Origin of the sequence: Pseudomonas sp. C5pp (assembly GCF_000814065.1) — a bacterium.
Taxonomy (GTDB): domain Bacteria; phylum Pseudomonadota; class Gammaproteobacteria; order Pseudomonadales; family Pseudomonadaceae; genus Aquipseudomonas; species Aquipseudomonas asiatica.
Map to the genome: position 1 here is coordinate 89,293 of NZ_JWLN01000018.1, position 25,231 is coordinate 114,523.

Genomic DNA, 25,231 nt, shown 5'->3' on the forward strand with positions numbered 1-25,231 from the left:
ACAACGCCCCTCCTGCTGGTCAGGCGGGGCGTTGTGCCTGTTGCGGAGACCTGTTCATGCACCCCACATCTTTGTCCCCTGCACCGTTACAGACCGGGCTTGGCCTGCGCCGCGGCCTGTTGCCGGAACTGCTGGCCATGGAGGCTGGCGCCGTGGACTTTCTCGAATGCGCGCCGGAAAACTGGATTGCCGTGGGTGGTGCCTATGGCAAGGGCCTGGCGCAGTTGGCCGAGCGTTTTGCCGTTACCTGCCACGGGCTGTCGTTGTCGCTGGGTGGCAGCGAGCCGCTGGACCGCCATTTCCTTGGCCAGACCCGCCAGTTTCTCGATCGCCATCAGGTGCGCCTGTACAGCGAGCACCTGAGCTACTGCAGTGATGACGGGCACCTGTATGACCTGATGCCCATTCCATTCACCGACGAAGCGGTGCGCCATGTGGCCGCGCGGATTCGCCAGGCCCAGGAATATCTGGAGCGGCGCATTGCCGTGGAAAACATCAGCTACTACGCGGCGCCGTACCAGGCGATGAGCGAACTCGATTTCATCTGTGCAGTCCTCGAGGAGGCCGACTGCGACCTGCTGCTGGACGTCAACAACGTATTCGTCAACGCCTGCAACCACGGTTACGACGCCCGCGAGTTCCTTGCGGGCTTGCCTCAGGCGCGGGTGACCGGCATGCACGTGGCTGGCCATTACGATGAAGCGCCGGACCTCAAGGTAGACACCCATGGGGCTGCGGTGAAGGAGGATGTGTGGGCGCTGTACGCGGTCGCCTGTAAGCGTTTCGGTGTGCAACCGACGGTACTCGAGCGTGATTTCAACTACCCGCCGCTGGTCGAACTGCTCGCCGAAACGGCGCGCATCCGTGCTGTGCAGCGTGCTTCTGGAGGGCATGCAGATGAATGAGACCTTGCGTGAGCAGCAGTACGCCTTGGCCCGACACCTGCGTGACCCGCAGCGCCATGCGCCGCCGCCGGGGGTGGAGGCCCGGCGCCTGAAGGTTTACCGCGAGCTGTTCTATGGTGCTATCGAAGGTTTGCTGGCCGGCAGTTTTCCGGTGATGCGCCAGGCGTTGGGTGAACCGCGCTGGCATGCCCGAGTGCGAGATTTCTATGCCAACTATCGCAGCCAGACACCGTTGTTTACCGAGATTGCCGAGGCGTTCGTCGATTACCTGCAAGGCATCGAACTGGATGCGCCCTGGCAGCTGGAGCTGGCGCACTATGAGTGGGTCGAGGCGCAGTTGTATCTGAGCGATGCCGAGGACCCGGCCCATGACCCGGCAGGCGACCTGCTGGAAGGGGAGCCATTGTTGTCGTGTGTGGCACGGGTGTTGGCCTATCGCTGGCCGGTGGAGCGGATCGGGGCGGATTACCAGCCAGCGGTCGCGCCAGAGGCGCCGACCTTGTTGCTGGTTTATCGCGATGCAGGGCTGAAGGTGCGCTTCGCGCGCCTGGCGCCGCTGGCGTACCGGTTGCTGGCGCTGGAACAGGGCAGTGGGCGGGCTCGGTTGCAGGCGTTGGGCGGTGCTGTGGAAGAGGGGTTGGCGTTGCTGGAGGGGCTGCGCGAGCAGGGGGTCATCATCGGTACATGTTGAGTGCGGGTACGGGGGCGCCTTGCGCCCCTATCGCGACACAAGGCCGCTCTTACAGAGGTACGTGATCCCCTGTAGGAGCGGCCTTGTGTCGCGATGGGCTGCAACGCAGCCCGGCAATATCACCTGCAGAACCGCCCTCTGAGCCAATGATCCAGGCTCAACCGCCCAGCCCCTTTCAGCAGCAGTGGCAGCAACGCCACCAGGTAGATCAGCGGCAGCTTGTAATTGCCAAAGCCTTGGTCGGTAATGGCATAACCTTGGGCCAGTTCGGCCAGGCTCGACCAGTGCGCCGGCCAATGCACCGTGGCAATCGCCACCACGGTCACCACCATCAGCCCAAACGAGGCCAGCCGGGTACCCAGCCCCAACAACAGCAGTAACGGCAGGATCAGCTCCGCCCACATCGACAGCTGCCAGTTCAGCTCTGCAGGCAGCAGGTTGAAGGGGAACGGGAAGTTCGCCTGCAGGTCGGCGAACCAGTTGCTGCCATTGAATTTCTCCCAGCCGGATTCGAAAAACTCCCAGGCCAGAAACAGCCGCAACGGCAGGTCGGCGCTCCAGGTACCGAAGCGGTCGAAGGTGGTCAGGGTGCGGGTCAAGGTGGTCATGCTGGTTTCTCTCTTCAGGAAAGGGCACGGGCGTTACGGCGTTGCTGACGGGCCAGCTTGGCGGTGAGCTTGACGGCGATGGCGCTGAACATCAGGGCGAACGCCAGCGGGTACCAGCCGCCCATGGGGATGCGTTTGTAGAACGACAGGCAGAACACCGCGGCCAGTACCCACATGCCGGTACTGTGCAGGGCCTGCCAGGCACGGCCACCCAACAGGCGCATCGGGGCCTTGAACGAGGTGATGGTGAGCAGCAGCAGGAACAGGTAGCCGAGGGTGCCGGGCAGGCTGGAAGTGAACGTGCGGCCGGCCCAGAACAGCTCGGGGAATTGCTGGGCATAGCGGTAGATCAGTACGCCGTGCACGGTGTGGGAAAAGGCGAATGCCAACCCCAGATAGCGCCGTTCCTGGAGGATGCGGCGGCTGCTGGTGCCAGGTAGCAAGGTCACCAGCGACGAGGCCAGAAAGGCCAGCAGGAATAGCGCGAAGGAGCTGCGCGCAGTGGCACGGATCGCGCTGCGCAGGCCGTTCGGATCAGGTTGGCTGGCCAGGACCACGGCGGTCATCGCCAGGGTCAGGCCGGCGAGCGTGGCGAACAGCTTCCAGCCGGAGGGAAGGGTGAGGGGTTTCATCAGGGAGGCTCCCGGGTGTGGTTGTGTGACCGGGAGTGTGTCGGGGTGGGGTATCTGCAGTGTGTCGGCGGTGGTGGGGTTGTGTATCGGATTGTAGAAGTCGCTCAAGCGCCGCAGTCCCTGTAGGAGCGGCCTTGTGTCGCGATGGGCTGCGAAGCAGCCCCAGGTTTTCAGCTTCGCCGCATGAATTGCCGGGGCCGCTTTGCGGCCCGATCGCGACACAAGGCCGCTCCTACCTGAGATTGCCTTACTTCAGCTCGATCTGCGCGCACAGCCCGCCGCCTGCGCGGTTGCTCAGTGTCAGTCGGCCGCCCATGGCCTGGATCAGCTGGTGGGCAATCGCCAACCCCAGCCCGGTGCCGCCGGTGCTGCGGTTGCGTGAGCCTTCCACGCGATAGAACGGCTTGAGCACTTCATCCAGTTCGCCACCGGGTATGCCTGGCCCGTTGTCGAGCACTCGGATCACGGTCCTGTCGCCCTCGCGGCATACCTCCAGCTCGGCAGCACCAGCAAACTTGAGGGCATTGTCCACCAGGTTCACCAGCACCCGGCGCAGGGCATGCGGGCGGGTTTCCAGCAGGCTGCCGCTGCTGCCATGGCGCTCCACCTGGGCACCACTGTCCTGGTAGTCGAACACCAGGCTGTCGAGAAAGGCATCGAGGTTGACCCGGCACGGTGCCTCGGTGCTGGTATCCATGCTGCGGGCGTAGGCAACGCCTTCGCGCACCAGATGCTCCATCTCGCCAAGGTCGTTCCACAGCTTGTCCTTCTCTACTCCTTCGTCCATCACTTCTACACGCAGTTTCATGCGCGTGATCGGTGTTTGCAGGTCGTGGGAGATGGCCGCCAGTAACTGCATGCGTTCCTTGAGGTAGGCAGCGATGCGCGCCTGCAGCGCGTTGAAGGCCACGGCGGCGTAGCGCACCTCGCGCGGGCCGCTTTCATCCAGCTGCACGCCAGGCTTGTCCGGGTCGAGGTTGTCCACCGCACGCGCCAGACGGGTCAGCGGGCCGATCGCCAGGCGTACTGCCAGCCAGGTGCACAGCAACAGCACGGCCAACTGGATCAGCAGCACCACGGGCAGCCAACGTGCCACCGGGAGCGGCGACGGGGTTACGTCGATGGTCAGCGGAGCACCATCGGCGAGGGTCAGGTGGGCCTGGAAGTGCGCATTCGGGCCGGGGATTTCCTGGAAGGAAAGGCGATAGTCGGCGCCAATGGCCTTGACGATCGAGTCGGCGGCCATGGGCGGGTCGCTGGTCGGCATGGCTTCGCCCGCCAGGCCCTGGTCCAGCCGGTAGCGGTAGGTACGCCGCTCCAGACGCGGCAGCCAGGCGGCGCGCTCGGCCGCGGGCAGGCGGTCGAGGATGGCCACCGAGGTGGCCACGTCCTGCTCCAGGGTGCTGAGCATCATCGAGCGGCTGCTGATGTAGCGCTCGTACGCTTGCAGGCCGAACGACAGGCCGTAGGCCAGCACCAGGCCGGTGAAGAAGATAAGTGCCAGGCGCGAGGCCAGGGTACGTGGCCACTTCATGATGGTGACTCGAGTAGTTGCACCGGCAACGAGAACACGTAGCCCTCGCTGCGCACGGTCTTGATGCAGCTGGGTTCGCGGGCGTCGTCACCCAGGCGCTGGCGCAGGCGGCTGACCAGCAGGTCGATGGAGCGGTCGAAGATGTCGGCTTCGCGGCCCTGGGTCAGGTTGAGCAACTGCTCACGGCTGAGCACCCGCTGCGGGTGGTCGAGAAACACCCGCAGCAGGCGGTATTCGGCACCGCTCAGGGCTACCAGGGTGCCTTCGCTGTCGAGCAGGTGGCGCGCGGTGGTGTCCAGCCGCCACTGGCCGAAGCCGAGCAGGCGGCTGCTTTCGCTGATGGTCAGGTTGGGCGGCAGCATGCGCGTGCGGCGCAGCACGGCGTTGATGCGGGCCAGCAGTTCGCGGGCCGAGAACGGCTTGGTCAGGTAATCGTCGGCGCCCATTTCCAGGCCGATGATGCGGTCGGTTTCGTCGTTGCGGGCGGTCAGCATCAGCACCGGGGTGTTGCGGTGCTTGCCGGCGCGCAGCTCGCGGCACAACAGCAGGCCGTCGTCGCCGGGCATCATGATGTCCAGGACGATCAGGTCGACGCTGTTGGCTTCGAGAAAGGCGCGCATCTGCCGGCCGTCGGCGACGATGCTGGTGCGCAGGCCGTTCTTCTTCAGGTAGTTGCCGACCAGTTCGCGGATTTCGCGGTCGTCGTCGACGATCAGGATGTGATCGACGTGTTCCATGCGCTGCGTTCCTGTGCAAGAGGGGATAGGCGCAGTGTACCGAGCGCGTTCGCGCTTGCCTGCGGGGGTTTGTATTGCAGTGTATCTGGCATGTGTGCAGACACAGGAGGAAGCACATCACAGCTTCGGGCGACACATACGGGATACCTGGCCGGCGTGAAATGGCTCTCGACCGGGGAGCACAACTCCCCACCCTCAAGCGTTACACAGGAGAGATGCCATGAACTTCAATACCTTCGCCCGTGCCAGCCTGTTCGCCGTGCTCAGCTTCGGCGCCATTGCCGCCCAGGCCTCCACCATGCCGATGGACGACAGCGGGGTCATGCAGTACCGCTACGGTGACCACCTGGATGTGAAGAAAGTGCTGTCGATACAGGATGACCAGAGCGACGCCTGCGGCCTGGTGAACACCCGCATGGACTACCTCGACTCCAAGGGCCAGCAGCAGAGCGTGCAGTACCGCACCTATGCCACCGGCGGCTGCCATGAGAATTGATCGCCGCTTGTTGTTGAAGGTTGGCGGCATTGCCCTGGCGCTGGCCGGCCTGGGTCTAGGCGGGCACCTGATGGCCCGCGACAGCTACGGTGCCATGCCGTCGCTGTCCGGCGCCAGCCAGTGGCTTAACTCGGCGCCGCTGGATGGCCCCGGGCTCAAGGGCAAGGTGGTGCTGGTGGACTTCTGGACCTGGGACTGCATCAACTGCCGGCGCAGCCTGCCGCATGTGAACGAATGGGCGCGGCGCTATGCCGACCAGGGCCTGGTGGTGGTCGGTGTGCACACCCCGGAGTACGACTACGAGCACGATGTAGGCACCTTGCGTGACAAGGTGGCCAGCCTGGGGATCGGTTACCCGGTGGCGGTGGATAACGACTACAAGGTGTGGAATGCCTGGGGCAACCAGTTCTGGCCGGCACACTACTTTGTCGACCGCAAGGGGCAGGTACGCCATGTGCACTTTGGCGAGGGGGATTATGGTGGGCAGGAGCAGGTGATACAGGCGTTGCTGGATGAGAAAGGGTGAGTTGTCTGTGCCGGCCTCTTCGCGGGCTTGCCCGCTCCCACAGGGATTTGCGTAATCAGTGAAATTTGCGCAGCACCTGTGGGAGCGGGCAAGCCCGCGAAGAAGCCGACACCTGTCTGTCAGGTGAAACTGGCAAAGTGCGCCTGCATCCGCGCCGCATCCGCCTGGCGCCCGCTGAACAGCTCGAACGCCTTCACCGCCTGGAACACGGCCATGTTGCTGCCATCCAGGGTGCGGCAGCCCAATGCCCGGGCGGCGCGCAGCAGTTCGGTCTCCAGCGGGAAGTAGATGATCTCCGCCACCCACAGGCGAGCATGCAGCAGCTCCACCGGCAGCGGCGTGCCCGGCAGCTTGGCCATGCCCACCGGTGTGGTGTTGACCAGCCCGTCCGCCTCGGCCAGGGCCGTGGCCAGGTCGGTGCCGACCACGGCGCGCCCGGCACCGAAATGGGCATTCAGGTTGTCCACCAGGGTCTGTGCACGGGCCACGTCCACTTCGAACAGTACCAGCCGCTCGACCCCTTCACCCAGCAGGGCATGGGCCACGGCCGAACCTGCGCCACCGGCACCCATCTGCACTACCTGGCGCCTTGCCACATCCGGCAGGCCACGGCGCAAGCCTTCGGCAAAGCCCAGGCAGTCGGTGTTGTGGCCGACCCGCTTGCCGTCCTTGAGCACCACGGTGTTCACCGCACCGATGCCGCGGGCTTCGTCCGACAGTTCGTCGAGCAACGGCAGGATCGCCTGCTTGAACGGGTAGGTGATGTTTAGCCCGGTAAAACCGGTGTGCTGGGCAGCGTCGAGCAGGCCGGGCAGGGCGCTGTCGTCCAGTTGCAGCTGGTCGGCATCGATCAGCCGGTACAGGTAGCGCAGCGCCTGGGCATCACCTTCGTGTTCGTGCAGGGCAGGGGTGCGCGACAGCTGGATGCCGCGGCCGATCAGGCCGGCGAGGATGGCTTGCTGGCTCATGCGCTGCGCTCCTGCAACATTTCGGCAAAGTGGCTGATGGCCATGCGATAGCCATGGCTGCCCAGGCCGCAGATGACCCCGACGGCGATGGACGATATGAACGACAGGTGACGGAACGGTTCGCGCTTGTGCACGTTGGACAGGTGTACTTCGATAACCGGCACTTCGCCGGCCACCAGGGCATCGCGGATGGCCACCGAGGTGTGGGTCCAGGCGCCGGGGTTGATCACGATGCCGGCGCATCGGCCACGGGCGGCATGGATCCAGTCGATCAGTTCGCCTTCGTGGTTGGTTTGGCGGAATTCGATTTCCAGGCCGAGGGAATGGGCGGTGTCGGCACAACCCTGGGCCAGGTCGGCGAGGGTTTCGTGGCCGTACTGGGCAGGCTCGCGGGTGCCCAGCATGTTCAGGTTGGGGCCGTTGAGTACGAGAATAAGGGGCTTCATGACGGGCATCGCTTTGTTGTTGTTGGATGCTTCCTAGTTTTGTACCGCCTGGTTAGTTTAGTCAATTGGACTAAACCGCTGTACCCGGAAAGTGGGCGATTATCGAACCCTCAGCAACTCAGACTGGATTACAAAATTGTAATTTTCCCGCCACCGCCCCGATAAGCGCGGCTTTCTACAGTCCCTCGGCAAATCTCGCCGACGAGGACTGTTTCGTGCCCATCCCCCGCAAGACCGCCTTGCTCTGCCTGTTGCTGGCTGGCGCCGGCACTGCCCAGGCCAGCCAGAGCCTGAGCCTGCCCCAGGCGCTAGACGCCGCCTTTGCCCAGAACCCGGAGCTGGCCGCAGCCGGACGGGAAATCGGCATTGCCGATGGCGAACGGCGCCAGGCCGGGCTGATCCCCAACCCGGAGCTGTCCTGGGAGGTCGAGGACACCCGCCGTGACACCAGCACCACCACGGTCACCCTTAGCCAACCGCTGGAGCTGGGCGGCAAGCGCGGCGCACGTGTCGCCGTGGCCGGTGCTGGCCAGGCCATTGCCCAGCTGGGCCTGGAACGCCAGCGCAACGGCCTGCGCGCCGATGTGATACAGGCCTTCCACGCGGCCCTGCGCGCACAGACCGCGCTGGATTTGGCGCAGCAATCGCAGGCGTTGACCGAGCGCGGGCTGCGAGTGGTGCAGGGGCGGGTGACCGCTGGCCAGTCATCGCCCGTTGAGGCCACCCGGGCCCAGGTGCAGTTGGCCCAGGCCCAGGCTGAAGTGCGCCGTGCGCAAACCCAGCGCAGTGTGGCCTACCAGGCCCTGGCACGGTTGACCGGCAGCCCGCTGGCAAGGTTCGACCAGTTGCAGGCAGCCAACCTGTCCCCCGGTGATGCGCCCAGCGCCGATGCCCTGCTCGACCAGGTCGAGCAAACGGCCGAATGGCGCCTGGCCGCCGCCCAGGTCGAGCGCGGCGAAGCGTCCCTGGGATTGGAAAAGGCCCTGCGTATTCCCAACCTCACCGTCAGCCTTGGCAGCCAGTACAGCCGCGAAGACCGCGAGCGGGTCAATGTGGTGGGCCTGTCGATGCCCTTGCCGCTGTTCGACCGCAACCAGGGCAACGTGCTGGCCGCGGCCCGCCGTGCCGACCAGGCGCGTGACCTGCGCAACGCCGTGGAACTGCGCCTGCGCAGTGAAACCCGCAGCGCCGTCAGCCAGTGGACCACGGCCATGCAGGAAGTGCAGGCCTATGACCGCACCATCCTGCCTTCTGCCCAGCAGGCCGTGGACACCGCCACACGCGGTTTCGAAATGGGCAAGTTCGCCTTTCTCGATGTACTCGACGCCCAGCGCACGCTGATCGAGGCACGCGGGCTGTACCTCGAGGCGCTGGCCTCGGCGACCGACGCGCGGGCGCAGGTCGAGCGGATCTATGGCGACCTCGATGGGCTGAGCAACAAATTGAACAGCAGGAGCAACAATGACTAATCCACGCAAGATAGCCCTTCTGGCTGCCGCCATTGCCGCGCTTGGCCTGGGTGGCCTGGCCTGGACCGGCAACCTCGGCAACGCATCGAGCACTGAAGCCCGGCACGACGACCACGGCGAAGACACCCATGGCCACGGCGAGGAACAGGCCGGCGAAGGTCACGAAGAAGAGGCGGGCAAGCTGCACCTGTCCATCGCCCAGATCGAAGCTGCCGGTGTGCAACTGGCCGATGCCGGCCCTCGTGAACTGGGCACCGCCATCAGCTTCCCGGGTGAAATCCGCTTCGACGAGGATCGCACTGCCCACGTCGTGCCACGCGTGCCCGGTGTGGTCGAGTCGGTGCAAGCCGAGCTGGGCCAGGCGGTCAAGCGTGGTCAGGTGCTGGCGGTAATTGCCAGCCAGCAGATTTCCGACCTGCGCAGCGAACAGCAGGCTGCCCAGCGCCGCCTGGAACTGGCGCGCCTGACCTTCCAGCGCGAACAGCAGCTGTGGCAGGAACGCATCAGCGCCGAGCAGGATTACCTGCAGGCCCGCCAGGCGTTGCAGGAAGCGGAGATTGCCTTGGCCAACGCCCGGCAGAAGGTCGCCGCCGTGGGCCCGGCCGGTGCCGGCAACCGCTATGAACTGCGCGCGCCGTTCGATGCAGTGGTGGTGGAAAAGCACCTGACTGTGGGTGAGGTGGTCGATGAGACCAGCAATGCCTTCACCCTGTCTGACCTGAGCCGGGTCTGGGCCACCTTCGCCGTCGCCCCGCGCGACCTGGACAAGGTGACCACCGGCCGCAATGTCACGGTCAGCGCGCCGGACCTGGGTGCCCGGGTCGAGGGCAAGGTCAACTACGTCGGCAGCCTGCTCGGCGAGCAGAACCGTGCCGCCACTGTCCGCGCCACGCTGGCCAACCCCAACGGCGCCTGGCGCCCTGGGTTGTTCGTCAACGTCGCGGTCAGCGTCGAACGCTTCAACGCCGCCGTGGTGGTACCGGAAAGCGCATTGCAATCCTGGGAAGAGCAGACCGTGGTGTTTGCCCGTACCGAAAAAGGCTTCGAGGCCCGCCCGGTGAAGGCCGGCCGCCGCGACGCCGGCCTGGTGGAAATCACCACCGGCCTTGCCGCCGGAACCCAGGTGGCCGCTGCCGGCAGCTTTGTCCTCAAGTCCGAGCTGGGCAAGGGCTCGGCCGAGCACAGCCATTGATCACGGGTACACCTGCATGTTCGAACGCCTGATCCAATTCGCCATCGAGCAGCGCCTGGTGGTGATGCTGGCCGTGGTCCTGATGGCCGCGGTGGGTATCCACAGCTACCAGAAACTGCCGATCGACGCTGTACCGGACATTACCAACGTCCAGGTGCAGATCAATACCGCCGCGCCCGGCTATTCGCCGCTGGAGACCGAGCAGCGCATCACCTTCGCCATCGAGACCGCCATGGCCGGCCTGCCCGGGCTCAAGCAGACCCGCTCGCTGTCGCGCTCGGGCCTGTCGCAGGTCACGGTCATTTTCGACGACGGCACCGACCTGTTCTTCGCCCGCCAACTGGTCAACGAGCGCCTGCAAGTGGCGCGTGAGCAGTTGCCCGCCGGCATCGAAGCGGGCATGGGGCCGATTTCCACCGGGCTGGGTGAAATCTTCCTGTGGACGGTGGAAGCCGAGCAGGGCGCGCTGAAGGAAGACGGCACACCCTACACCCCGACCGACTTGCGGGTGATTCAGGACTGGATCATCAAGCCGCAGTTGCGCAACGTGCCCGGGGTGGCCGAAGTCAACAGCATCGGCGGCCATGCCAAGCAGTACCTGATTGCGCCGGAGCCCAAGCGCCTGGCGGCCTACAAACTCACCCTCAACGACCTGATCGCGGCGCTGGAGCGCAACAACGCCAACGTCGGCGCCGGCTACATCGAGCGCAATGGCGAGCAGTTGCTGATTCGCGCGCCAGGCCAGGTGGCGTCGGCCGAGGACATCGCCAATATCGTCATCTCCAGTGCCGATGGCACGCCAATCCGCGTCAGCCATGTTGCCCAGGTCGGCCTGGGCGAAGAGCTGCGCTCGGGCGCGGCCACCGAAAACGGCCGGGAAGTGGTGCTGGGCACGGTGTTCATGCTGATTGGCGAGAACAGCCGCACGGTGGCCCAGGCGGTCGCCGCCAAGCTGGTCGAGATCAACCGCAACCTGCCCAAGGGCGTGGTCGCGGTGACGGTGTACGACCGCACCAACCTGGTGGAAAAGGCCATCGCCACGGTGAAGAAGAACCTGGTCGAGGGCGCCATCCTGGTCATCGCCGTGTTGTTCCTGTTCCTGGGCAACATCCGCGCTGCATTGATCACCGCCATGGTCATTCCGTTGTCGATGCTGTTTACCTTCACCGGCATGTTCAGCAACAAGGTCAGCGCCAACCTGATGAGCCTGGGCGCACTGGACTTCGGCATCATCGTCGACGGCGCGGTGGTGATCGTGGAAAACGCCATCCGCCGCCTGGCCCACGCCCAGCAACGCCATGGCCGCATGCTGACCCGCACCGAGCGCTTCCATGAAGTGTTCGCTGCCGCCCGTGAGGCGCGCCGGCCGCTGATCTACGGCCAGCTGATCATCATGGTGGTGTACCTGCCGATCTTTGCCCTGACCGGGGTGGAGGGCAAGATGTTCCACCCTATGGCCTTTACCGTGGTCATCGCCCTGCTTGGTGCCATGATCCTCTCGGTTACCTTCGTGCCGGCGGCCATTGCCCTGTTCGTCACCGGCAAGGTCAAGGAAGAGGAAGGCCTGGTAATGCGCACGGCGCGTCAGCGCTATGCCCCGGTGCTGGCCTGGGTGCTGGGCCGGCGCAAGCTGGCATTCGCTGCCGCCACTACCTTGGTGTTGTTGTCCGGGGTGATGGCCAGCCGCATGGGCAGCGAGTTCATCCCCAGCCTCAGCGAAGGCGACTTTGCCCTGCAGGCCCTGCGCGTGCCGGGCACCAGCCTGTCGCAGTCGGTCGACATGCAGCAGCGCCTGGAGCAGGCGATCATCGCCCAGGTGCCGGAAGTGGAGCGGGTGTTCGCCCGCACCGGCACCGCCGAGATCGCCTCCGACCCGATGCCGCCGAACATTTCCGACGCCTATGTGATGCTGCGTCCGCGTGAGCAATGGGGCGACCCGGGCAAGCCGCGTGATGAGCTGATCGCCGAGGTACAACGTGCCGCCGCCAGCGTGCCGGGCAGTAACCACGAGCTGTCGCAGCCGATCCAGCTGCGCTTCAACGAGCTGATTTCCGGGGTGCGCAGCGATGTGGCGGTGAAGCTGTTTGGTGATGACATGGACGTACTCAACCGCACCGCAGCGCAGATCGCCAGCAGCCTGCAAGGCGTGCCGGGCGCGTCCGAGGTAAAGGTCGAGCAGACTACCGGCCTGCCGGTGCTGACCATCGATATCGACCGCGACAAGGCGGCCCGCCATGGCCTTAACGTGGGTGATGTGCAGGACGCCATTGCCATTGCCGTGGGTGGCCGCACGGCCGGCACGCTGTACGAAGGTGACCGCCGTTTCGACATGGTGGTGCGCCTTTCGGAAACCCTGCGCACCGATGTCGACGGGCTGGCCAGCCTGCTGATTCCGGTGCCGGCCAGTGCTGCTGCGGGTGCCGGGCAAATCGGCTTCATCCCGCTGTCGCAGGTGGCCACGCTTAACCTGCAGCTGGGGCCGAACCAGGTCAGCCGCGAGGACGGCAAGCGGGTGGTGGTGGTCAGTGCCAACGTGCGCGGGCGTGACCTGGGCTCGTTCGTCGAGGAGGCAGAACAGACGCTGATCCAGCAGGTGCAGATACCGCCGGGTTACTGGACCCGCTGGGGCGGCCAGTTCGAGCAGCTGCAGTCGGCGGCCGAGCGCCTGCAGGTGGTGGTGCCGGTGGCCTTGCTGTTGGTAATGGCGCTGTTGCTGATGATGTTCAACAACCTCAGGGATGGCCTGCTGGTGTTCACCGGCATCCCGTTCGCCCTTACCGGTGGGGTGCTGGCGCTGTGGTTGCGCGACATTCCGTTGTCCATATCCGCTGGCGTGGGGTTCATTGCCTTGTCAGGGGTGGCGGTGCTCAACGGGCTGGTGATGATCGCCTTTATCCGTAGCTTGCGGGAGGAGGGGCGCACGCTGCGGGCAGCGGTCGAGGAGGGCGCGCTGACGCGCTTGCGGCCGGTGCTGATGACGGCACTGGTGGCGTCGCTGGGGTTCATCCCGATGGCTTTGGCTACCGGGACCGGGGCCGAGGTGCAAAGGCCGCTGGCGACCGTTGTGATTGGCGGGATTCTGTCGTCCACCGCACTGACTTTGCTGGTGTTGCCGGCGTTGTATCAGTGGGCGTATCGGCGCGAAGAGGTGCAGGAGGGTTGAGAATCCTGGGGCTGCTTTGCAGCCCATCGCGACACAAGGCCGCTCCTACAGGGGACCGCATCAGCCGCAAATTGACGCGATCCCTTGTAGGAGCGGCCTTGTGTCGCGATGGGCCGCAAAGCGGCCCCAAATTCTCAAACAGTACGACGAGCCCCAGCCCTTGCACCGTCGCCCCCAGCCTCATCATGCAACGAAATCCGCGAAGTCTCCGGCAACGCCAACCCACCCACCAACGCCACCAGCGCAATCACCACCAGGTAGAACGCCGGTGCCAGGCTGCTGCCGGTCTGCCCGATCAGCCAGGTCGCCACCAGCGGCGCGGTGCCGCCAAACAGTGTATAGGCCACGTTGTAGGTAATTGCCGAAGCGGTATAGCGGGTGCGGGTGGGGAAGCTTTCCGACAGCAATGCCGCCGTGACCACGCCACTGCATAGCGCTCCGACCGCCAGCAGGATCACTCCCAGCAGTGCACCGGGCATCGAGCCGGAACTGGCCAGCCAGTACGCGGGGAACACGCACAGCATCACCCACAGGCAGGTAAAGCCGATGGTCTTGCGTCGCCCCACGCGGTCCGAGAACGCTCCGGCCAGCGGGCAGCCGACTGCGGCGAACAGCAGGGCCACGGTGGTCACCAGCAGCGATTGCGCGCGGGTCAGGTTGCCGACCAGTTGCAGGTAGGTGGCGAAGTAGGTGGTGAACATGTAGAACGACAGCGCGGTCAGCGAAATGAAAGCCCCCAGGTTGCGGATAGCCCGGCCATGGTTGCGCAGGGTTTCCTTGAGCGGCGAATGTTCATGCTCCTTGCCTTGGGCGATGGCTTCGCGGAACGCCGGTGTTTCTTCCATGCGCCAGCGCAGGTACAGGCCGACCAGCCCCAACGGCGCGGCGATCAGGAACGGGATGCGCCAACCCCATGCATTCATCGCCTCGGCCGACAGGCTGGCTTCCAGGCCATAAGCGATCACCGCCGCGCAGGCAAAGGCGGAAAAGGTCGACACCGGCACGAAGCTGCCATAGAAGGCGCGCTTGTCGTTGGGCGCGTGCTCCATCAGGTAGGCGCAGGCCCCGGCATACTCGCCACCGGCAGAAAAGCCCTGCAGGCAGCGCGCCAGGGTCAGCAGCGCGGGGGCTGCCAGGCCGATGCTGGCGTAGGTCGGCAGCAGGCCGATGAGGGTAGTGGAGCCGGCCATCAGCAGGATGGTCAGCGACAGGATGCGCTTGCGCCCCAGGCGGTCACCCAGCGCGCCGAACACGATGCCGCCCAGCGGGCGCAGGGCGAAGGCCACGGCGAACACCGCAAAGGTCTTGAGCAAGGCCACGCTGGCGTCTTCGCTGGCGAAGAACTGGCTGGCGATCAGGGTTGCGAGAAAGCCGTAGACGGCGAAGTCGAACCATTCGACGAAATTGCCGATGGCCGAGGCGGCGATCACCCGGCGCAGGGTGGCGGGGGATACCTCGTTAGGTGTGGGCATGCGAGTGCTCTCCGGTTCCATTGGCAGGCATGATGAAAGTGGCGCTGTCGTGCAGCGCCATCATTGTTGTGCTTGCCAGTAGATCGCCGGGTGCTGGAGGACGCTTTGTCGAGGGCGACCTCGGGATACCTGATTCAACCGAACATGATGGGCTGCCCCTGGTGGCCCTATCGCCTGCAAGCCAGCTCCTACAGAATTTGCACCGCACCCTAGGCTTGTGCAGTAACTGTGGGAGCTGGCTTGCCGGCGATAGGGCCATGCACTCAGAAGCGCATGTCCAGCGCCAGTTCGAAGGTGCGCGGCGGCCCCATGTAGTACTGGCTGTTGTAGGCCTGCTTGGCATACACCTCGTCGGTCAGGTTGCGTACCCGCCCGGTGAGCGTGGTGTGTTCATCCAGCCGGTAGCGGGCGAACGCGCCGAACAGGGTGTACGCCGGGGCCTTGAGGCTGTTGGCGTTGTCGGCATACACCGAGCCCACGTAGCGCCCGTCTGCCCCCACCGACCACGCCGGGGTCAGGTTGTAGGTCAGCCACAGGTTGGCGACGTTGGTCGGTACGTTCACCGGTGCGTTGCCCTTGCGCGATACCGACACGCCGTTGACCGCCTCGTTGAACTCGTCGTACTGCGCATCGACATAGGCATAGTTGGCCTCGGCCAGCAGCTTCGGCGTCACCTGCAGGCGCCCGGACAGCTCGACGCCGCGGGAGGTCTGCTGCCCTGCCTGGACCGTGAGGTTGGCGTCGTTGGAGTCGCGCACGGCAAAGTCCTTGCGCACGATCTGGTACAGCGCCAGCGTTGCCGCGCCGCGCCCGTCGAGAAAGTCGAACTTGCTGCCCACTTCCCACTGCTCGCCCTTGGACAGGTCGAACATCCCGACGTTGGAATAGGTCGCCGCCGCCAGCGAGCCTGCCGGCAGGTCGGCAGAGGTACTGTACTGCGCATAGACGCTGGCGGACGGGGTCAGCGCATAAGTCAGGCCGATACGCCCGGAAAGCGGTTCCCAGCGGCGTTCGAAGAACGCCGGTGAGGTTGGCGTAACCGCGCCGTAGTTGGTCACCTGCATGTCCAGGTAGTCGTAGCGCAGGGCGGTCAGCAGGGCCAGGCGTTCGGTGAGTTGCAGGCGGTTTTCGGCAAACACCGCGCGGTTGGTCACCTCGTGGCGGCGATGCTTGGTCAGGCCGGCATTCACCCCGGGGATGTCGTCGAAACTGCCGGGGGCGAAGTGCTCGGCATCGACCACGTCGCTCCAGCTGCTCGAGGTGGGGTAGAGGGTCTGGCGCATGCGCGAGTACTCCAGCCCCAGCGACCACTGGCTGGCCAGGCCGAACAGCTGGTTGTCGTGGCGCAGCTCGATGCGGTCGCCCAGCAGGTTCTGGTCGTGGCGCTGCAGGTAAGGGCTGCTGCGTCGTACCTTGCCATCGCTGGTGTAACTGTAGCGTTCGAGGTTGCGGTAGTCGCGCTGGGCGTTGTAGTGGTAAAGCGTGTTCTGCACGCTGGTGCTGTCGCTGAGCTGGTAGTCGAGGATCGAGCGTAGCCAGCGTACCCGCTGCTCATAGCGGCCGTCGCCGACGTTGTAGTTTTCGAAGCGGCGGCTGTTGTCGATCTTCATCGTGCTGCGCCCGGGCAGGATCGGCGAGCCCCAGTAAGGGCTGTCTTCGCGGTCTTCCTGGTATTCCAGGGCCAGGGTGTGGGTGAGGTTGGGCGTGAGGTCGCTCAGCAACGAAAAAGCCAGGCTGTCTGTGTGCCGTTCGTTGCGGTCGATGTAGCCGTTGCCCTGCCCGCGGCTGAAGTCCAGGCGCATGAAGTGGTGGGCATCGGCGGGGTTGCTGGCCAGAGCCTGGTTGATGCCGAACGCCACTTCGCTGTCGTCGAAGCTGCCATGGCGGATACGGCCGTCGATGGTCTGCTGATCGCGGCTGGCCAACTTGGTGATGTAGTTGATCGAGCCGCCGACAGCACCGGCACCATGCAGGAACGACGACGGCCCGCCGATCAGTTCGACGCGGTCGAGCACCCAGGCATCCACTGGCCGGGTGGCGCTGCTATAGCCCAGGTTGATGCCGTTGTACAACTGGGTGACCTGGTTCTGGGTGAAGCCGCGGTAGGCGACGAAGCCGCCAAAGCCCGGGTTGGCCGAGGCGTTGACGCCGGTCATGGCGTTGATCACGTCCTGGCTGTCCTTGGCGCCGCGCTCTTCGATCAGGCGGCGGTCCGAGACGCTGACCGAGGCTGGCGTTTCCCGCGCGGTGAGGCCCAGGCGCGAGCCAGTGCGGATCGGCTCGTCCAGTTGCACGCCGCTGGGGGCGTCGCGTTCACCGTCGATGGTGGTGGCGCTCAGTTCTACCGGGGCAGCATCCGCCCAGGCAAGGTTGCAGGTGCCCATGAGGAGCACCAGGGAGGTTTTGCGAAGCATGTTGGTGTGTCTTCCACGCAAAGGTCATGGCTGACCGCGAGCGCGCGCAGTCAGGCGCGCCCGGCTGAGGTCAGGCGAAATGAGGTACGGCTGCGGGGAAGGTGGCAGGGGAGGCGCGGGGGTTGAGGGCGGGGCGTTGATAACGCGGCGGCGGTTGCGCCCAGCTGCGCACCACGATGGGCGAGGTGGCCACGGCTTGCGCCGGGGTGAACGACCAGCCGCTGCTGCTGAGCGGCACGGCCAGGCCGAACGAGGAGCACACCGGGCAATCGAGCTGGGCCATGTGCTGGTCGCCGCCAGCGCCTTCCAGGTCGATGGCTACGCCGTGTTCGCTGTTGATCGAGCAGAAACCGCCTTCCAGGCCGGCCAGGCGCAGGCCACCCATTTGGCCATGGTGCAGGCCACACAGAACCAGGCTGAACAGGACGCTGGCGTAGAGCGTCCAGGCGGTCAGCGTGCGGGTGTGCCGGGTGGTTTTCATGGCGGCGAATCTACCACCCGGACGAACGGTCGGGTAGTGCTTCGGCCTTGATATTTTGCGGCGCTTTGCGCCCCGGGGTTCTGTCAGGCCGCACGCTCCAGTACATCCAGCAAATCGACGAATTCCAGCGCCAATTTGTGCCGCGGCGCCAGGTGCACCAGCGGCACCGAGGTATGGTGCGACTCACGCATCTTGATCGAATGGCTAAGGTATACCGGCAGCACCGGCATGCCCTCACTGCGCAATTGCTCGACCAGGGTCTGGTGCAGTGCGGTGCGCCCGGCGAACTGGTTGACCACAACACCTTCCACCAGCAGCGCCGGGTTGTGGTCCTGGCGCAGTTCTTCAACCTCGGCCATGACGTTATGCAGGGCCTGGCGCGAGAAACTGTCGCAGTCGAACGGAATCAACAGCCGCTCGGCCGCTACCAGCGCGCTGAAGGTATAGAAGTTGAGCGCCGGTGGGGTGTCGATGTAGATCCGCTCGTAGTCCTCGCCCAGTTCCACCAGCAGCTTGCGCAGCTTGTTGATCTTGAACTTGCGATCCAGCTTGCCTTGCAGGTCGCTGAGGTCGGGGCTGGCGGTGACCAGGTGCAGGTTGCGGTAGCGGGTCTCGGTGATCGCCACCCGGTGCTTCTTGCCGGCAGCGGTGACCGGCGACAAGGTCTGGCGGAAGAAATCGGCGATGCCGGAAGGAATGGCGTCATTGACCAGCCCGGTCAGGTAGTAGGTGGCATTGGCCTGCGGGTCGAGGTCGACCAGCAAGGTCCGGTAGCCTTCGGCGGCACTGGCTGCGGCCAGGTTGCAGGCGATGCTGGACTTGCCGACGCCACCTTTCTGATTGAAAACCACACGACGCATCAGACGTTCATCCATGAAGTGAAAATGTCAGGTTGGGGTCAATCCTATGACTGGAACAAGACAGTTTCATGACAATGAATGTTACAACCTGCCCATTCATTATTGTGTGTTCCGGCCCTTTCGCGGGTGAACCCGCTCCCACAGGTTATGCACCGCCCTTGAGGGCTGCGGGGTACCTGTGGGAGCGGGTTTACCCGCGAAGAGGCCGGAACAGGCAAACAAGGGCGCTCAGGCAACAACCACCCGATTGCGCCCTTCCTGCTTGGCCCGGTAAAGCGCCCGGTCAGCCTCGCTGAACGCATCCCCCGGTTCGCTCTCGGCCTCGCCATCCCAATGCGCCACCCCCAGCGACACCGTCACCGCGCCCACCGGCTCCACCGGCGTATCCTGCACCGTTAGCCGCAGCCGCTCGGCCACCCCTGCCGCAACGTCCAGGCTAGCCCCCGGCAGCAGCATCAGGAACTCCTCGCCGCCGGTGCGGCACAGCAGGTCACCCTCGCGGCAGCAGCGGCGCATCAGCTCCGCCAACCGGCGCAACACCTGGTCACCCACCTCGTGCCCGTGGCAGTCGTTTACCCGCTTGAAATGGTCGACATCCAGCACGATGGCCGCAAACGGCCGGCCTTCGGCTTCCAGCAACGACAGGCTGAACTCCAGGCTGCGGCGGTTGCCCAGGCCGGTCAGCGGGTCGGTCTGGGCGTCGCGGTTGAGCCGACCGATGCGTTCATGCAGCAGGTTCAGCCCGAACAGCAGCGCACGCTTCAACTCGGCCGCCTCGAAATACCAGGCCGGTACCCGATGCAGGCGTTCGGCAGTGCCGGCCCGATCCATCGAGCGGGCGCCGGCGGCCAGCTGCCACAGCGGCCGAGCGATGGTCATGGCCAGCCACCACAGCAGCATGCTGCCCACGAGTGCCAACGGCGCGGAGGTGCCGACCACGTTGAGGATCAGATGGCTCAGCGGCATCACCGTCTGGGTCAGCGGCTGCTGCGCCACCACGCCCCAACCGGCGCTGGGCACGGTGGCGTATCCGGCGAGCATTTCCACGCCGAGGCTGTTGGTCAATTGCCGGGTACCATTGCCCAGGCCCGCCAGCTGGTCGATCAGTGCATTGCCCTCAACCACCGTACCCACCCGCTGACTGTCGGGGTGGTACAGCAGACGGCGGTTGCGGTCGACCACGTACAGGTAGGAACCGTCCTTGTAGAAATGCTCGCCCAGCAGGCTGTTGAGAATATTGCGTTCACGCAGGTACAGGCTGCCGCCGACATACCCCAGGTAGCGGCCGTTGCTGTCGTAAATGGGTTGCGACAGCGCCACCACCAGGTTGTTGGCCGCCGAAATGTAGGGCGTCGACACCAGTGGGCGGCGCGCCTGTAGCGCCTCCTGGACACCGGGAGAATGCATGTGCCTGCCGACCAGGTGCCGCAAGGGGGCGGGAGAAACCGCCAGCAGCACCCCGTTGGCATCGATCACGAACGTGGAATTGAAGGCCATGCTCTGGCTCAGGACACGCTCGGCCTCCGCCTGCAGGGCGACGGCGTCACCCAGCTGGCGGCCTTGCACGCCCGCGCTGAACGACAGCTGTTGCAAGGCGTTGCCGATAAAAGTCTCGGTAATGCTGGCCAGCTTCATCGCATACACCCGGTTGGCTTCCAGGGCGTGGTCGATCAGCAATTGGCGTTGCACCCGGTAGCTGGCGAAATAGCTGGCGCACAGCATCACCACGGCGGTAAGGGCGCAAAGCACCAGAATGAGTGTGCGTAGATCCAGGCGCAATCCGTGCTTGGTGTGTGACAATCCTGACCTCGAGTGATCAAAAACCGGCTACGAAATGTGGGCAACATTACGCGTTATGGGCGCAGTGGGGAACTGCGTTCAGGAGCCTGCGTTTTCCAGCGCGTCCAGCTCGTCTTCAACCTGTTGCATGCGCTGCTGCGCCAAGGCCTGCACCTTTGCGTCGCGGGCCGATTCGCGCATCAGGGCAGTGAGCTTCTCGCTCAGGCGTTTGCCGGCCTCGGTGTCTTCCAGGGCGCGGGCCTTCGCCGGGTCCCGGGTTGCCTCGACGATGGTGGCGAACTCGGCATCGCTGAAGTTCTTTTCGCTGTACAGGCGGAACAGGTCCTGGCGCTGGTCCTCGACCGTCAGGTGCTTGCGCAGCACGCCCTGGATGGTCGCCTGCGACAGCTGCGGGTGCGTGCGGCCGAGCAGCGCGGCCATGCGCTCGATGTTGTGCGTGTAGGCATCCTGCAGCGGCAGCTGGGCCAGAATCTGTTCTTCGCGGGAGGGTTTCTGGTCGCAGGCGGTGAGGGCTGCAGTCAGCAGCAGGGGCAGCAGCAACTTCTGGAGGCGGGGCATGGTGTGGCCTGGTTGGGCAGTGAGTGCTGCCGATTATACGGCAGTTGTGGTCGCCAGATGGATTTTGGGGCCGCTGCGCGGCACCAGGATTTTTCAGGCAACGCGATACATCAGAACCCACCCCCCAACGGCCATTCCACCGCCAAGCGTATCTGGTCCCCATCCAGCTCCGCCTGCGCCGTATTGCCCCGATGCACGTTATGCCGCAGCGAAAACGCGGTGCCTTTGGCCTTGCCGCTCTGCACCACATAGCGTGCCTCCAGGTCGCGCTCCCAATGCTTGCCCCCCTTGCCATACCCCAGGTAGGCATACCCTCCCGCAGGGTCGACATGGGTACCGTCGATATCGAACCCACGCACGTACAACGTCGTCAGGTTCAACCCCGGCACGCCGTAGGCGCCCATGTTCAGGTCATAGCGCGCCTGCCACGACTTTTCGTTCGGCGCGTTGAAGTCCGACATCTGCACCGCGTTGGCAATGAAGATCGCCCCTCGCGTCACGTAGTCGAATGGCGTGTTGCCGTCCACCTGCTGCCAGCCCAGGCTGAAACCGTGCGGCCCATGGTCGTAACGCGAGACGAGGCTCCAGGTGGTGTTGTCGATGCGCCCGGACAGCGCCTTGCCGGTGTCGGTGGTGCGGTAAAGGTTGAGGTCGAGGGTGAGGCTGCGGCGCTTATCCAGGGCATGGCTTAGGGTGCTGCCCAGGTAATGCTGGTTCCAGCTGTCCTGGTAACGTGAGGTGTACAGGCTGCCGCTGAAGGCGGCGCCGGGGTTCCACACCACGCCGGCCAGGTCGAAGCTGTTGCCTTGGCGGCCATTGGAGTAGTTCACCACGAAGCCCTGGTCGTGGCTGGATGCATTGCGGTCGGTGTCTTCATTGAAGTGCCCGGCCACCAGCCTGAGGTCGTCGAACTCGGTGCTGTCAAGGAAGAACCCGGTCGCTGTCTCGGGTAGCAGGCGGCTGTCGGATGAACTGAACACCGGGGTCTTGACCCGTTGCTCACCGTAGGACAGCACGGTATCGGCCATGCGCAGTTTCAATGCTGCGCCGGCACGGCTGTATTCGTTCTTCGGGTGCCCCTCGTTATCCACCCCGAGCAAGCGTGCCTTGCCCACGCGCCCGCCGCCGCTGTCGAGTTGCACGCCCAGGTAGGCGTGGGCGTCGACCCCGACACCGATCAGCCCCTGGGTGAAACCGGACCGGAAGGTGCCCATCAGGCCATAGGCCCATTCCTCGGCCTTGCCGCTACGTTCATCGCGCGGCTTGTAGGCGTTGCGCCCGGCACTGTTGCGCCCGCCATGCTTGTAGTCGCGCTGGTCGAATACGCTGCGGTTGAGCAGGCTCCAGCGGCCATCCTCGACAAAACCGTTGCTTTGCGATTGGGCGGAGTCGGCCAGCGCAGGGGGCGCGAGCAGGGCGCTGGCGAGCAGCAGGGCGACAGGGCGCGGCATAGGCAGAACTTCCTGTTCAGGGGGCGTGCAAACGCAGGATGTGCGCGCCGTCGAAGGGGTCGATGAGGTAGTGGGCGTGCACGCCGAAAGTGTTCAGCAGGCGCTCGGGTGTGAGCACCTCGAGCGGTTTGCCGAGGGCGACCAGGCGGCCTTTGTCGAGCACCGCGACGCGGTCGCAGGTGAGCGCCTGATTGAGGTCGTGCAGGGCCACCAGGGTGGTTACCGGCAGGGCCTGCACCTGTTGCAACAGGCTCAGCTGGTGCTGGATATCCAGGTGGTTGGTCGGCTCGTCCAGCAGCAGCACCTGCGGCCGCTGTGCCAGGGCTCGGGCGATGTGCACCCGCTGGCGCTCGCCCCCGGACAGCGACCCCCAAAGGCGTGCGCGCAGGTGCAAAGCGTCGAGGTCGGCCAGGGCCTGCTCGACGATCGCACGGTCTTCCCGGGAGAACGGCGCCAGCACCGACAGCCAGGGGGTCCGGCCCAGGGCAACGGCATCGAACACGCTGATCGCATCGAGGGTGTCGGCCTGCTGTTCGACCAGCGCCAAGGCCTGGGCGACACGGCGGCGGGGCAACTGTGCCAGCGGTTCGCCCAGCAACTGCACGCTGCCGTTGCCTGGCTTGCGCAGCCCGGCCAGCACCTTCAGCAGCGAGGACTTGCCGGAACCGTTGGGGCCGACGACGCCCAGGGTTTCACCGGCGACAACGCTCAGTTCGATATCGCTGAGCACGGTATTGCCGGCCAGTTGCAGCCCCAGGTTCTGGCAACTCAAGGGGGCCAGCTGTAGCGCCGTCATGACCGTCATGGGCGCCCCCGGCGGCTGACCAGGATCAGCGCGAAGACCGGTGCGCCGAGCAGCGCTGTGACTACGCCCACGGGGATCACCTGGCCAGGGATCAAGATGCGCGACAGGATGTCGGCGGCAATCAGAAACAGTGCCCCGCCCAGTGCGCTGGCGGGCAGCAGGCGGCTGTGCCCGGGGCCGAGCAGCAGGCGCAGGGCATGGGGGATCACCAGCCCGACAAAACCGATGGCGCCGACGATGGACACCATCACGGCGGTCACCAGCGCCGCGCAGCTGATCAGCAGCAACTGGGTACGCCGCACCGGGATGCCCAGCGACGCCGCCGAGTCGGCACCGAAGGTGAAGGCATCCAAGGCACGGCGATGCCACAGGCACACCAACAGCCCGAACAGTACAACTGGCACGGCCAGCCACACCGAAGGCCAACGTACGCCACTGAGGTTGCCCAGCAGCCAGAACAGGATGCCGCGCGCCTGCTCGGCGGTGGCCGACATGGTGATGAGGAAGGCGGTAAGGGCGTTGAACAGTTGCGAGCCGGCGATCCCGGCAAGGATCACCTGGGCATTGTTGCTGCTGGGGCCGGCTGCCCGGGCCAGCAACAGTACCAAAGCGAACGCTGCCAGGGCGCCGATGAACGCGCCGCCGGACATGCTCAGCGCCAGGCTGCCGAAGCCCAGCAGGCCCACCAGCACCGCACCGGTCGAGGCGCCGGCAGACAGCCCCAGCAGGTAAGGCTCGGCCAACGGGTTGCGCAACAGTGCCTGGAGGATCACGCCGCAGGTGGCCAGGCCGGCGCCGCAGGCCGCGGCAACCAGGGTGCGGGGCAGGCGGTAGTTCCAGACGATGCCGGCGTCGATCGGGTCGACCGGGTAGCCGGCCTGCCACAGGTGGTTGGCCAGTACCTGGCCGACCACGCCGGGCGACAGGTTGGTTTCGCCGATGGCGGTGCCGGCCAGCAGGGCCGCCAACAGGGCGGCCAGGGCAACGGCGATGCAGGGTAGCAGGCGCATCATCACTGGGCTGCTTTGCCGCTGGCGAAGGCGGCGGCCAGTGTCTGCAGGCCGCTGAACAAGCGAATCCCGGCCTGCATGGCGTCGGCGTCGAGGATGATGATGCGGTCGTGCTTCACCGCGTCCATGTTGCGCGTCACCGGGTCGCTACGCAGGAATGCCAGCTTCTTCTGGTAGTCGTCGGCGGGGTAGCGGCGGCGGTCCATGCGGGCAATGATCAGCCAGGTGGGGTTGGCCTTGGCCAGGGTTTCCCAGCCTACGGTCGGCCATTCTTCGCTGGACTCGACCACGTTGCGCACGCCAAGGGTGCGCAGCATGAAATCGGCGACCCCCTGGCGGCCCGCCACGTAGGGGTCGATGTGCAGGTCGGCGCTGGAGAACCAGAACAGCGCCGAGGTGGCAGACAGGTCCTTGTCGGCCAATTGCGCCTTGGCACTGTCCAGGCGGCCTCTGAGCTCGGCATTCAGGGCCGTGCCACGGTCCTGCACGTCGAAGATTGCCGCCAGCTGGCTGACGCTCTTGTAGATAGTGTCGACCTGGAACGCCTGCAGGCGGGTGCCATCGGCGCCCACCAGGTTGTCCTTGCCTTCGCAGTCGGACGGCAGCAGGTAGGTGGGGATGCCCAGTTCATCGAATTGTTCGCGGGTGGCGACCGCCCCCTGGGCACCGACCATCCATTCGAACTGCACCGTCACCAGTTGCGGGCGCTTGCCCACTACCGCCTCGAAGCTGGGCTCGTTGTCGGCCAGGCGCGGCACCTTGGCGTTCTGCACCTGGTACTCGGGCAGCACATTGTTGAACCACAGCGAGGTGGCCGCCAGTTTGTCGCCCAGCCCAAGCGCGTAGAGCATCTCGGTACTGGCCTGGCCAATGGTGACCGCGCGTTGCGGCGCCTGGGCGAAGGTTTGCGGCTTGCCGCAGTTGTCGACCGTCAGCGGGTAGTGGGTGGCAGCAGCCTGGGCCAGGCCGGTGAGGCCGAGGCCGGCGAGCAGGGTGGCAAAACGGGGCAGCAT

23 protein-coding genes are annotated in these 25,231 nt (G+C 65.4%); 7 read left to right on the plus strand and 16 right to left on the minus strand.

Annotation, left to right across the window (positions count from 1 at the left end; genetic code table 11):
* Positions 1 to 56 precede the first annotated feature (56 nt).
* Both RR51_RS16320 and RR51_RS16325 read left to right on the plus strand, forming a co-directional pair.
* Positions 57 to 905: an HvfB family MNIO-type RiPP peptide maturase gene (locus RR51_RS16320; protein WP_152619897.1), complete on the plus strand. Its 849-nt coding sequence runs from the start codon at positions 57 to 59 to the stop codon at positions 903 to 905.
* A complete protein-coding gene (locus tag RR51_RS16325; protein ID WP_039614097.1) occupies positions 898 to 1,596 on the plus strand; it encodes an HvfC family RiPP maturation protein in 699 nt (232 codons plus the stop codon). The genes RR51_RS16320 and RR51_RS16325 overlap by 8 nt, the downstream gene beginning before the upstream one ends.
* Positions 1,597 to 1,715: 119 nt before the next feature.
* Here RR51_RS16325 and RR51_RS16330 read toward each other — a convergent pair whose 3' ends face one another.
* From RR51_RS16330 to RR51_RS16345, 4 genes are all read right to left on the minus strand, one after another.
* The gene (locus tag RR51_RS16330) at positions 1,716 to 2,204 is read right to left on the minus strand and encodes an HvfX family Cu-binding RiPP maturation protein (protein WP_039614098.1); all 489 of its coding nucleotides are present in this window, start codon (positions 2,202 to 2,204) and stop codon (positions 1,716 to 1,718) included.
* 14 nt (positions 2,205 to 2,218) lie between these two features.
* Positions 2,219 to 2,836 (minus strand): ferric reductase-like transmembrane domain-containing protein, encoded by a 618-nt coding sequence (locus RR51_RS16335; RefSeq protein WP_039614099.1) that lies wholly within the window; start codon positions 2,834 to 2,836, stop codon positions 2,219 to 2,221.
* Between the two features lie 247 nt (positions 2,837 to 3,083).
* The gene (locus RR51_RS16340; protein ID WP_039614100.1) at positions 3,084 to 4,370 is read right to left on the minus strand and encodes a sensor histidine kinase; all 1,287 of its coding nucleotides are present in this window, start codon (positions 4,368 to 4,370) and stop codon (positions 3,084 to 3,086) included.
* Positions 4,367 to 5,107: a response regulator gene (locus RR51_RS16345; protein ID WP_003250463.1), complete on the minus strand. Its 741-nt coding sequence runs from the start codon at positions 5,105 to 5,107 to the stop codon at positions 4,367 to 4,369. Before RR51_RS16345 ends, RR51_RS16340 begins: the two co-directional genes overlap by 4 nt.
* A 220-nt stretch (positions 5,108 to 5,327) precedes the next feature.
* On the opposite strand from RR51_RS16345, the gene RR51_RS16350 reads away from it, so the two are divergent.
* A complete protein-coding gene (locus RR51_RS16350; protein WP_023662927.1) occupies positions 5,328 to 5,603 on the plus strand; it encodes a DUF2790 domain-containing protein in 276 nt (91 codons plus the stop codon).
* Positions 5,593 to 6,129, plus strand: coding sequence for a thioredoxin family protein (locus tag RR51_RS16355; protein ID WP_177328667.1), 537 nt, complete (start codon positions 5,593 to 5,595; stop codon positions 6,127 to 6,129). Before RR51_RS16350 ends, RR51_RS16355 begins: the two co-directional genes overlap by 11 nt.
* A 119-nt stretch (positions 6,130 to 6,248) precedes the next feature.
* On the opposite strand, the gene RR51_RS16360 is transcribed toward RR51_RS16355, so the two are convergent.
* Both RR51_RS16360 and aroQ read right to left on the minus strand, forming a co-directional pair.
* Positions 6,249 to 7,097: a shikimate dehydrogenase gene (locus RR51_RS16360; protein WP_039614101.1), complete on the minus strand. Its 849-nt coding sequence runs from the start codon at positions 7,095 to 7,097 to the stop codon at positions 6,249 to 6,251.
* The gene (gene aroQ / locus RR51_RS16365) at positions 7,094 to 7,543 is read right to left on the minus strand and encodes a type II 3-dehydroquinate dehydratase (RefSeq protein ID WP_013971975.1); all 450 of its coding nucleotides are present in this window, start codon (positions 7,541 to 7,543) and stop codon (positions 7,094 to 7,096) included. The genes RR51_RS16360 and aroQ overlap by 4 nt, the downstream gene beginning before the upstream one ends.
* A gap of 215 nt (positions 7,544 to 7,758) precedes the next feature.
* Between aroQ and RR51_RS16370 the strand changes: the two genes are divergently transcribed.
* From RR51_RS16370 to RR51_RS16380, 3 genes are read left to right on the plus strand one after another with little or no spacing between them, the layout of a single operon-like run.
* Positions 7,759 to 9,012: a TolC family protein gene (locus tag RR51_RS16370; RefSeq protein WP_039614102.1), complete on the plus strand. Its 1,254-nt coding sequence runs from the start codon at positions 7,759 to 7,761 to the stop codon at positions 9,010 to 9,012.
* Positions 9,005 to 10,204 (plus strand): efflux RND transporter periplasmic adaptor subunit, encoded by a 1,200-nt coding sequence (locus tag RR51_RS16375; RefSeq protein ID WP_039614103.1) that lies wholly within the window; start codon positions 9,005 to 9,007, stop codon positions 10,202 to 10,204. Before RR51_RS16370 ends, RR51_RS16375 begins: the two co-directional genes overlap by 8 nt.
* A gap of 16 nt (positions 10,205 to 10,220) precedes the next feature.
* Positions 10,221 to 13,367: an efflux RND transporter permease subunit gene (locus RR51_RS16380; protein ID WP_039614104.1), complete on the plus strand. Its 3,147-nt coding sequence runs from the start codon at positions 10,221 to 10,223 to the stop codon at positions 13,365 to 13,367.
* A 134-nt stretch (positions 13,368 to 13,501) separates the two neighbouring features.
* Here RR51_RS16380 and RR51_RS16385 read toward each other — a convergent pair whose 3' ends face one another.
* The 10 genes from RR51_RS16385 to RR51_RS16430 form a co-directional block, all read right to left on the minus strand.
* Positions 13,502 to 14,839, minus strand: a complete 1,338-nt coding sequence (locus RR51_RS16385) for an MFS transporter (RefSeq protein ID WP_039614105.1) — start codon at positions 14,837 to 14,839, stop codon at positions 13,502 to 13,504.
* A 263-nt stretch (positions 14,840 to 15,102) separates the two neighbouring features.
* Complete coding sequence (locus tag RR51_RS16390) at positions 15,103 to 17,253, minus strand: TonB-dependent receptor (RefSeq protein WP_039614106.1); 2,151 nt, start codon at positions 17,251 to 17,253, stop codon at positions 15,103 to 15,105.
* A 70-nt stretch (positions 17,254 to 17,323) separates the two neighbouring features.
* Positions 17,324 to 17,734, minus strand: coding sequence for a DUF2946 family protein (locus tag RR51_RS16395; protein ID WP_013971980.1), 411 nt, complete (start codon positions 17,732 to 17,734; stop codon positions 17,324 to 17,326).
* Between the two features lie 83 nt (positions 17,735 to 17,817).
* Positions 17,818 to 18,594 carry a ParA family protein gene (locus RR51_RS16400; protein WP_039614116.1) on the minus strand — a complete coding sequence of 259 codons (777 nt, stop codon included), beginning with the start codon at positions 18,592 to 18,594 and terminating at the stop codon, positions 17,818 to 17,820.
* A 228-nt stretch (positions 18,595 to 18,822) separates the two neighbouring features.
* Positions 18,823 to 20,394 (minus strand): sensor domain-containing diguanylate cyclase, encoded by a 1,572-nt coding sequence (locus RR51_RS16405; protein ID WP_039614107.1) that lies wholly within the window; start codon positions 20,392 to 20,394, stop codon positions 18,823 to 18,825.
* A gap of 78 nt (positions 20,395 to 20,472) precedes the next feature.
* A complete protein-coding gene (locus RR51_RS16410) occupies positions 20,473 to 20,952 on the minus strand; it encodes a hypothetical protein (protein WP_003260897.1) in 480 nt (159 codons plus the stop codon).
* 110 nt (positions 20,953 to 21,062) lie between these two features.
* Entirely contained in the window at positions 21,063 to 22,403 is a 1,341-nt protein-coding gene (locus tag RR51_RS16415; protein WP_039614108.1) for an OprD family porin, read from the minus strand.
* A gap of 16 nt (positions 22,404 to 22,419) precedes the next feature.
* Complete coding sequence (locus tag RR51_RS16420) at positions 22,420 to 23,208, minus strand: ABC transporter ATP-binding protein (protein ID WP_039614109.1); 789 nt, start codon at positions 23,206 to 23,208, stop codon at positions 22,420 to 22,422.
* Positions 23,205 to 24,221, minus strand: coding sequence for a FecCD family ABC transporter permease (locus tag RR51_RS16425; RefSeq protein ID WP_013971986.1), 1,017 nt, complete (start codon positions 24,219 to 24,221; stop codon positions 23,205 to 23,207). Before RR51_RS16425 ends, RR51_RS16420 begins: the two co-directional genes overlap by 4 nt.
* Positions 24,221 to 25,231, minus strand: a complete 1,011-nt coding sequence (locus tag RR51_RS16430; protein WP_013971987.1) for an ABC transporter substrate-binding protein — start codon at positions 25,229 to 25,231, stop codon at positions 24,221 to 24,223. The genes RR51_RS16425 and RR51_RS16430 overlap by 1 nt, the downstream gene beginning before the upstream one ends.

What these genes read in the sequence shown, in the direction of transcription:
- RR51_RS16340 (WP_039614100.1), bottom strand. Translation starts at nt 4,370, where the DNA reads ATGAAGTGGCCACGTACCCTGGCCTCGCGCCTGGCACTTATCTTCTTC.
- RR51_RS16375 (WP_039614103.1), top strand. Translation starts at nt 9,005, where the DNA reads ATGACTAATCCACGCAAGATAGCCCTTCTGGCTGCCGCCATTGCCGCG.
- RR51_RS16415 (WP_039614108.1), bottom strand. Translation starts at nt 22,403, where the DNA reads ATGCCGCGCCCTGTCGCCCTGCTGCTCGCCAGCGCCCTGCTCGCGCCC.
- RR51_RS16355 (WP_177328667.1), top strand. Translation starts at nt 5,593, where the DNA reads ATGAGAATTGATCGCCGCTTGTTGTTGAAGGTTGGCGGCATTGCCCTG.
- RR51_RS16330 (WP_039614098.1), bottom strand. Translation starts at nt 2,204, where the DNA reads ATGACCACCTTGACCCGCACCCTGACCACCTTCGACCGCTTCGGTACC.
- RR51_RS16320 (WP_152619897.1), top strand. Translation starts at nt 57, where the DNA reads ATGCACCCCACATCTTTGTCCCCTGCACCGTTACAGACCGGGCTTGGC.
- RR51_RS16380 (WP_039614104.1), top strand. Translation starts at nt 10,221, where the DNA reads ATGTTCGAACGCCTGATCCAATTCGCCATCGAGCAGCGCCTGGTGGTG.
- RR51_RS16430 (WP_013971987.1), bottom strand. Translation starts at nt 25,231, where the DNA reads ATGCTGCCCCGTTTTGCCACCCTGCTCGCCGGCCTCGGCCTCACCGGC.
- aroQ (WP_013971975.1), bottom strand. Translation starts at nt 7,543, where the DNA reads ATGAAGCCCCTTATTCTCGTACTCAACGGCCCCAACCTGAACATGCTG.
- RR51_RS16350 (WP_023662927.1), top strand. Translation starts at nt 5,328, where the DNA reads ATGAACTTCAATACCTTCGCCCGTGCCAGCCTGTTCGCCGTGCTCAGC.
- RR51_RS16395 (WP_013971980.1), bottom strand. Translation starts at nt 17,734, where the DNA reads ATGAAAACCACCCGGCACACCCGCACGCTGACCGCCTGGACGCTCTAC.
- RR51_RS16325 (WP_039614097.1), top strand. Translation starts at nt 898, where the DNA reads ATGAATGAGACCTTGCGTGAGCAGCAGTACGCCTTGGCCCGACACCTG.
- RR51_RS16425 (WP_013971986.1), bottom strand. Translation starts at nt 24,221, where the DNA reads ATGATGCGCCTGCTACCCTGCATCGCCGTTGCCCTGGCCGCCCTGTTG.
- RR51_RS16345 (WP_003250463.1), bottom strand. Translation starts at nt 5,107, where the DNA reads ATGGAACACGTCGATCACATCCTGATCGTCGACGACGACCGCGAAATC.
- RR51_RS16420 (WP_039614109.1), bottom strand. Translation starts at nt 23,208, where the DNA reads ATGACGGTCATGACGGCGCTACAGCTGGCCCCCTTGAGTTGCCAGAAC.
- RR51_RS16335 (WP_039614099.1), bottom strand. Translation starts at nt 2,836, where the DNA reads ATGAAACCCCTCACCCTTCCCTCCGGCTGGAAGCTGTTCGCCACGCTC.
- RR51_RS16360 (WP_039614101.1), bottom strand. Translation starts at nt 7,097, where the DNA reads ATGAGCCAGCAAGCCATCCTCGCCGGCCTGATCGGCCGCGGCATCCAG.
- RR51_RS16410 (WP_003260897.1), bottom strand. Translation starts at nt 20,952, where the DNA reads ATGCCCCGCCTCCAGAAGTTGCTGCTGCCCCTGCTGCTGACTGCAGCC.
- RR51_RS16400 (WP_039614116.1), bottom strand. Translation starts at nt 18,594, where the DNA reads ATGCGTCGTGTGGTTTTCAATCAGAAAGGTGGCGTCGGCAAGTCCAGC.
- RR51_RS16390 (WP_039614106.1), bottom strand. Translation starts at nt 17,253, where the DNA reads ATGCTTCGCAAAACCTCCCTGGTGCTCCTCATGGGCACCTGCAACCTT.
- RR51_RS16385 (WP_039614105.1), bottom strand. Translation starts at nt 14,839, where the DNA reads ATGCCCACACCTAACGAGGTATCCCCCGCCACCCTGCGCCGGGTGATC.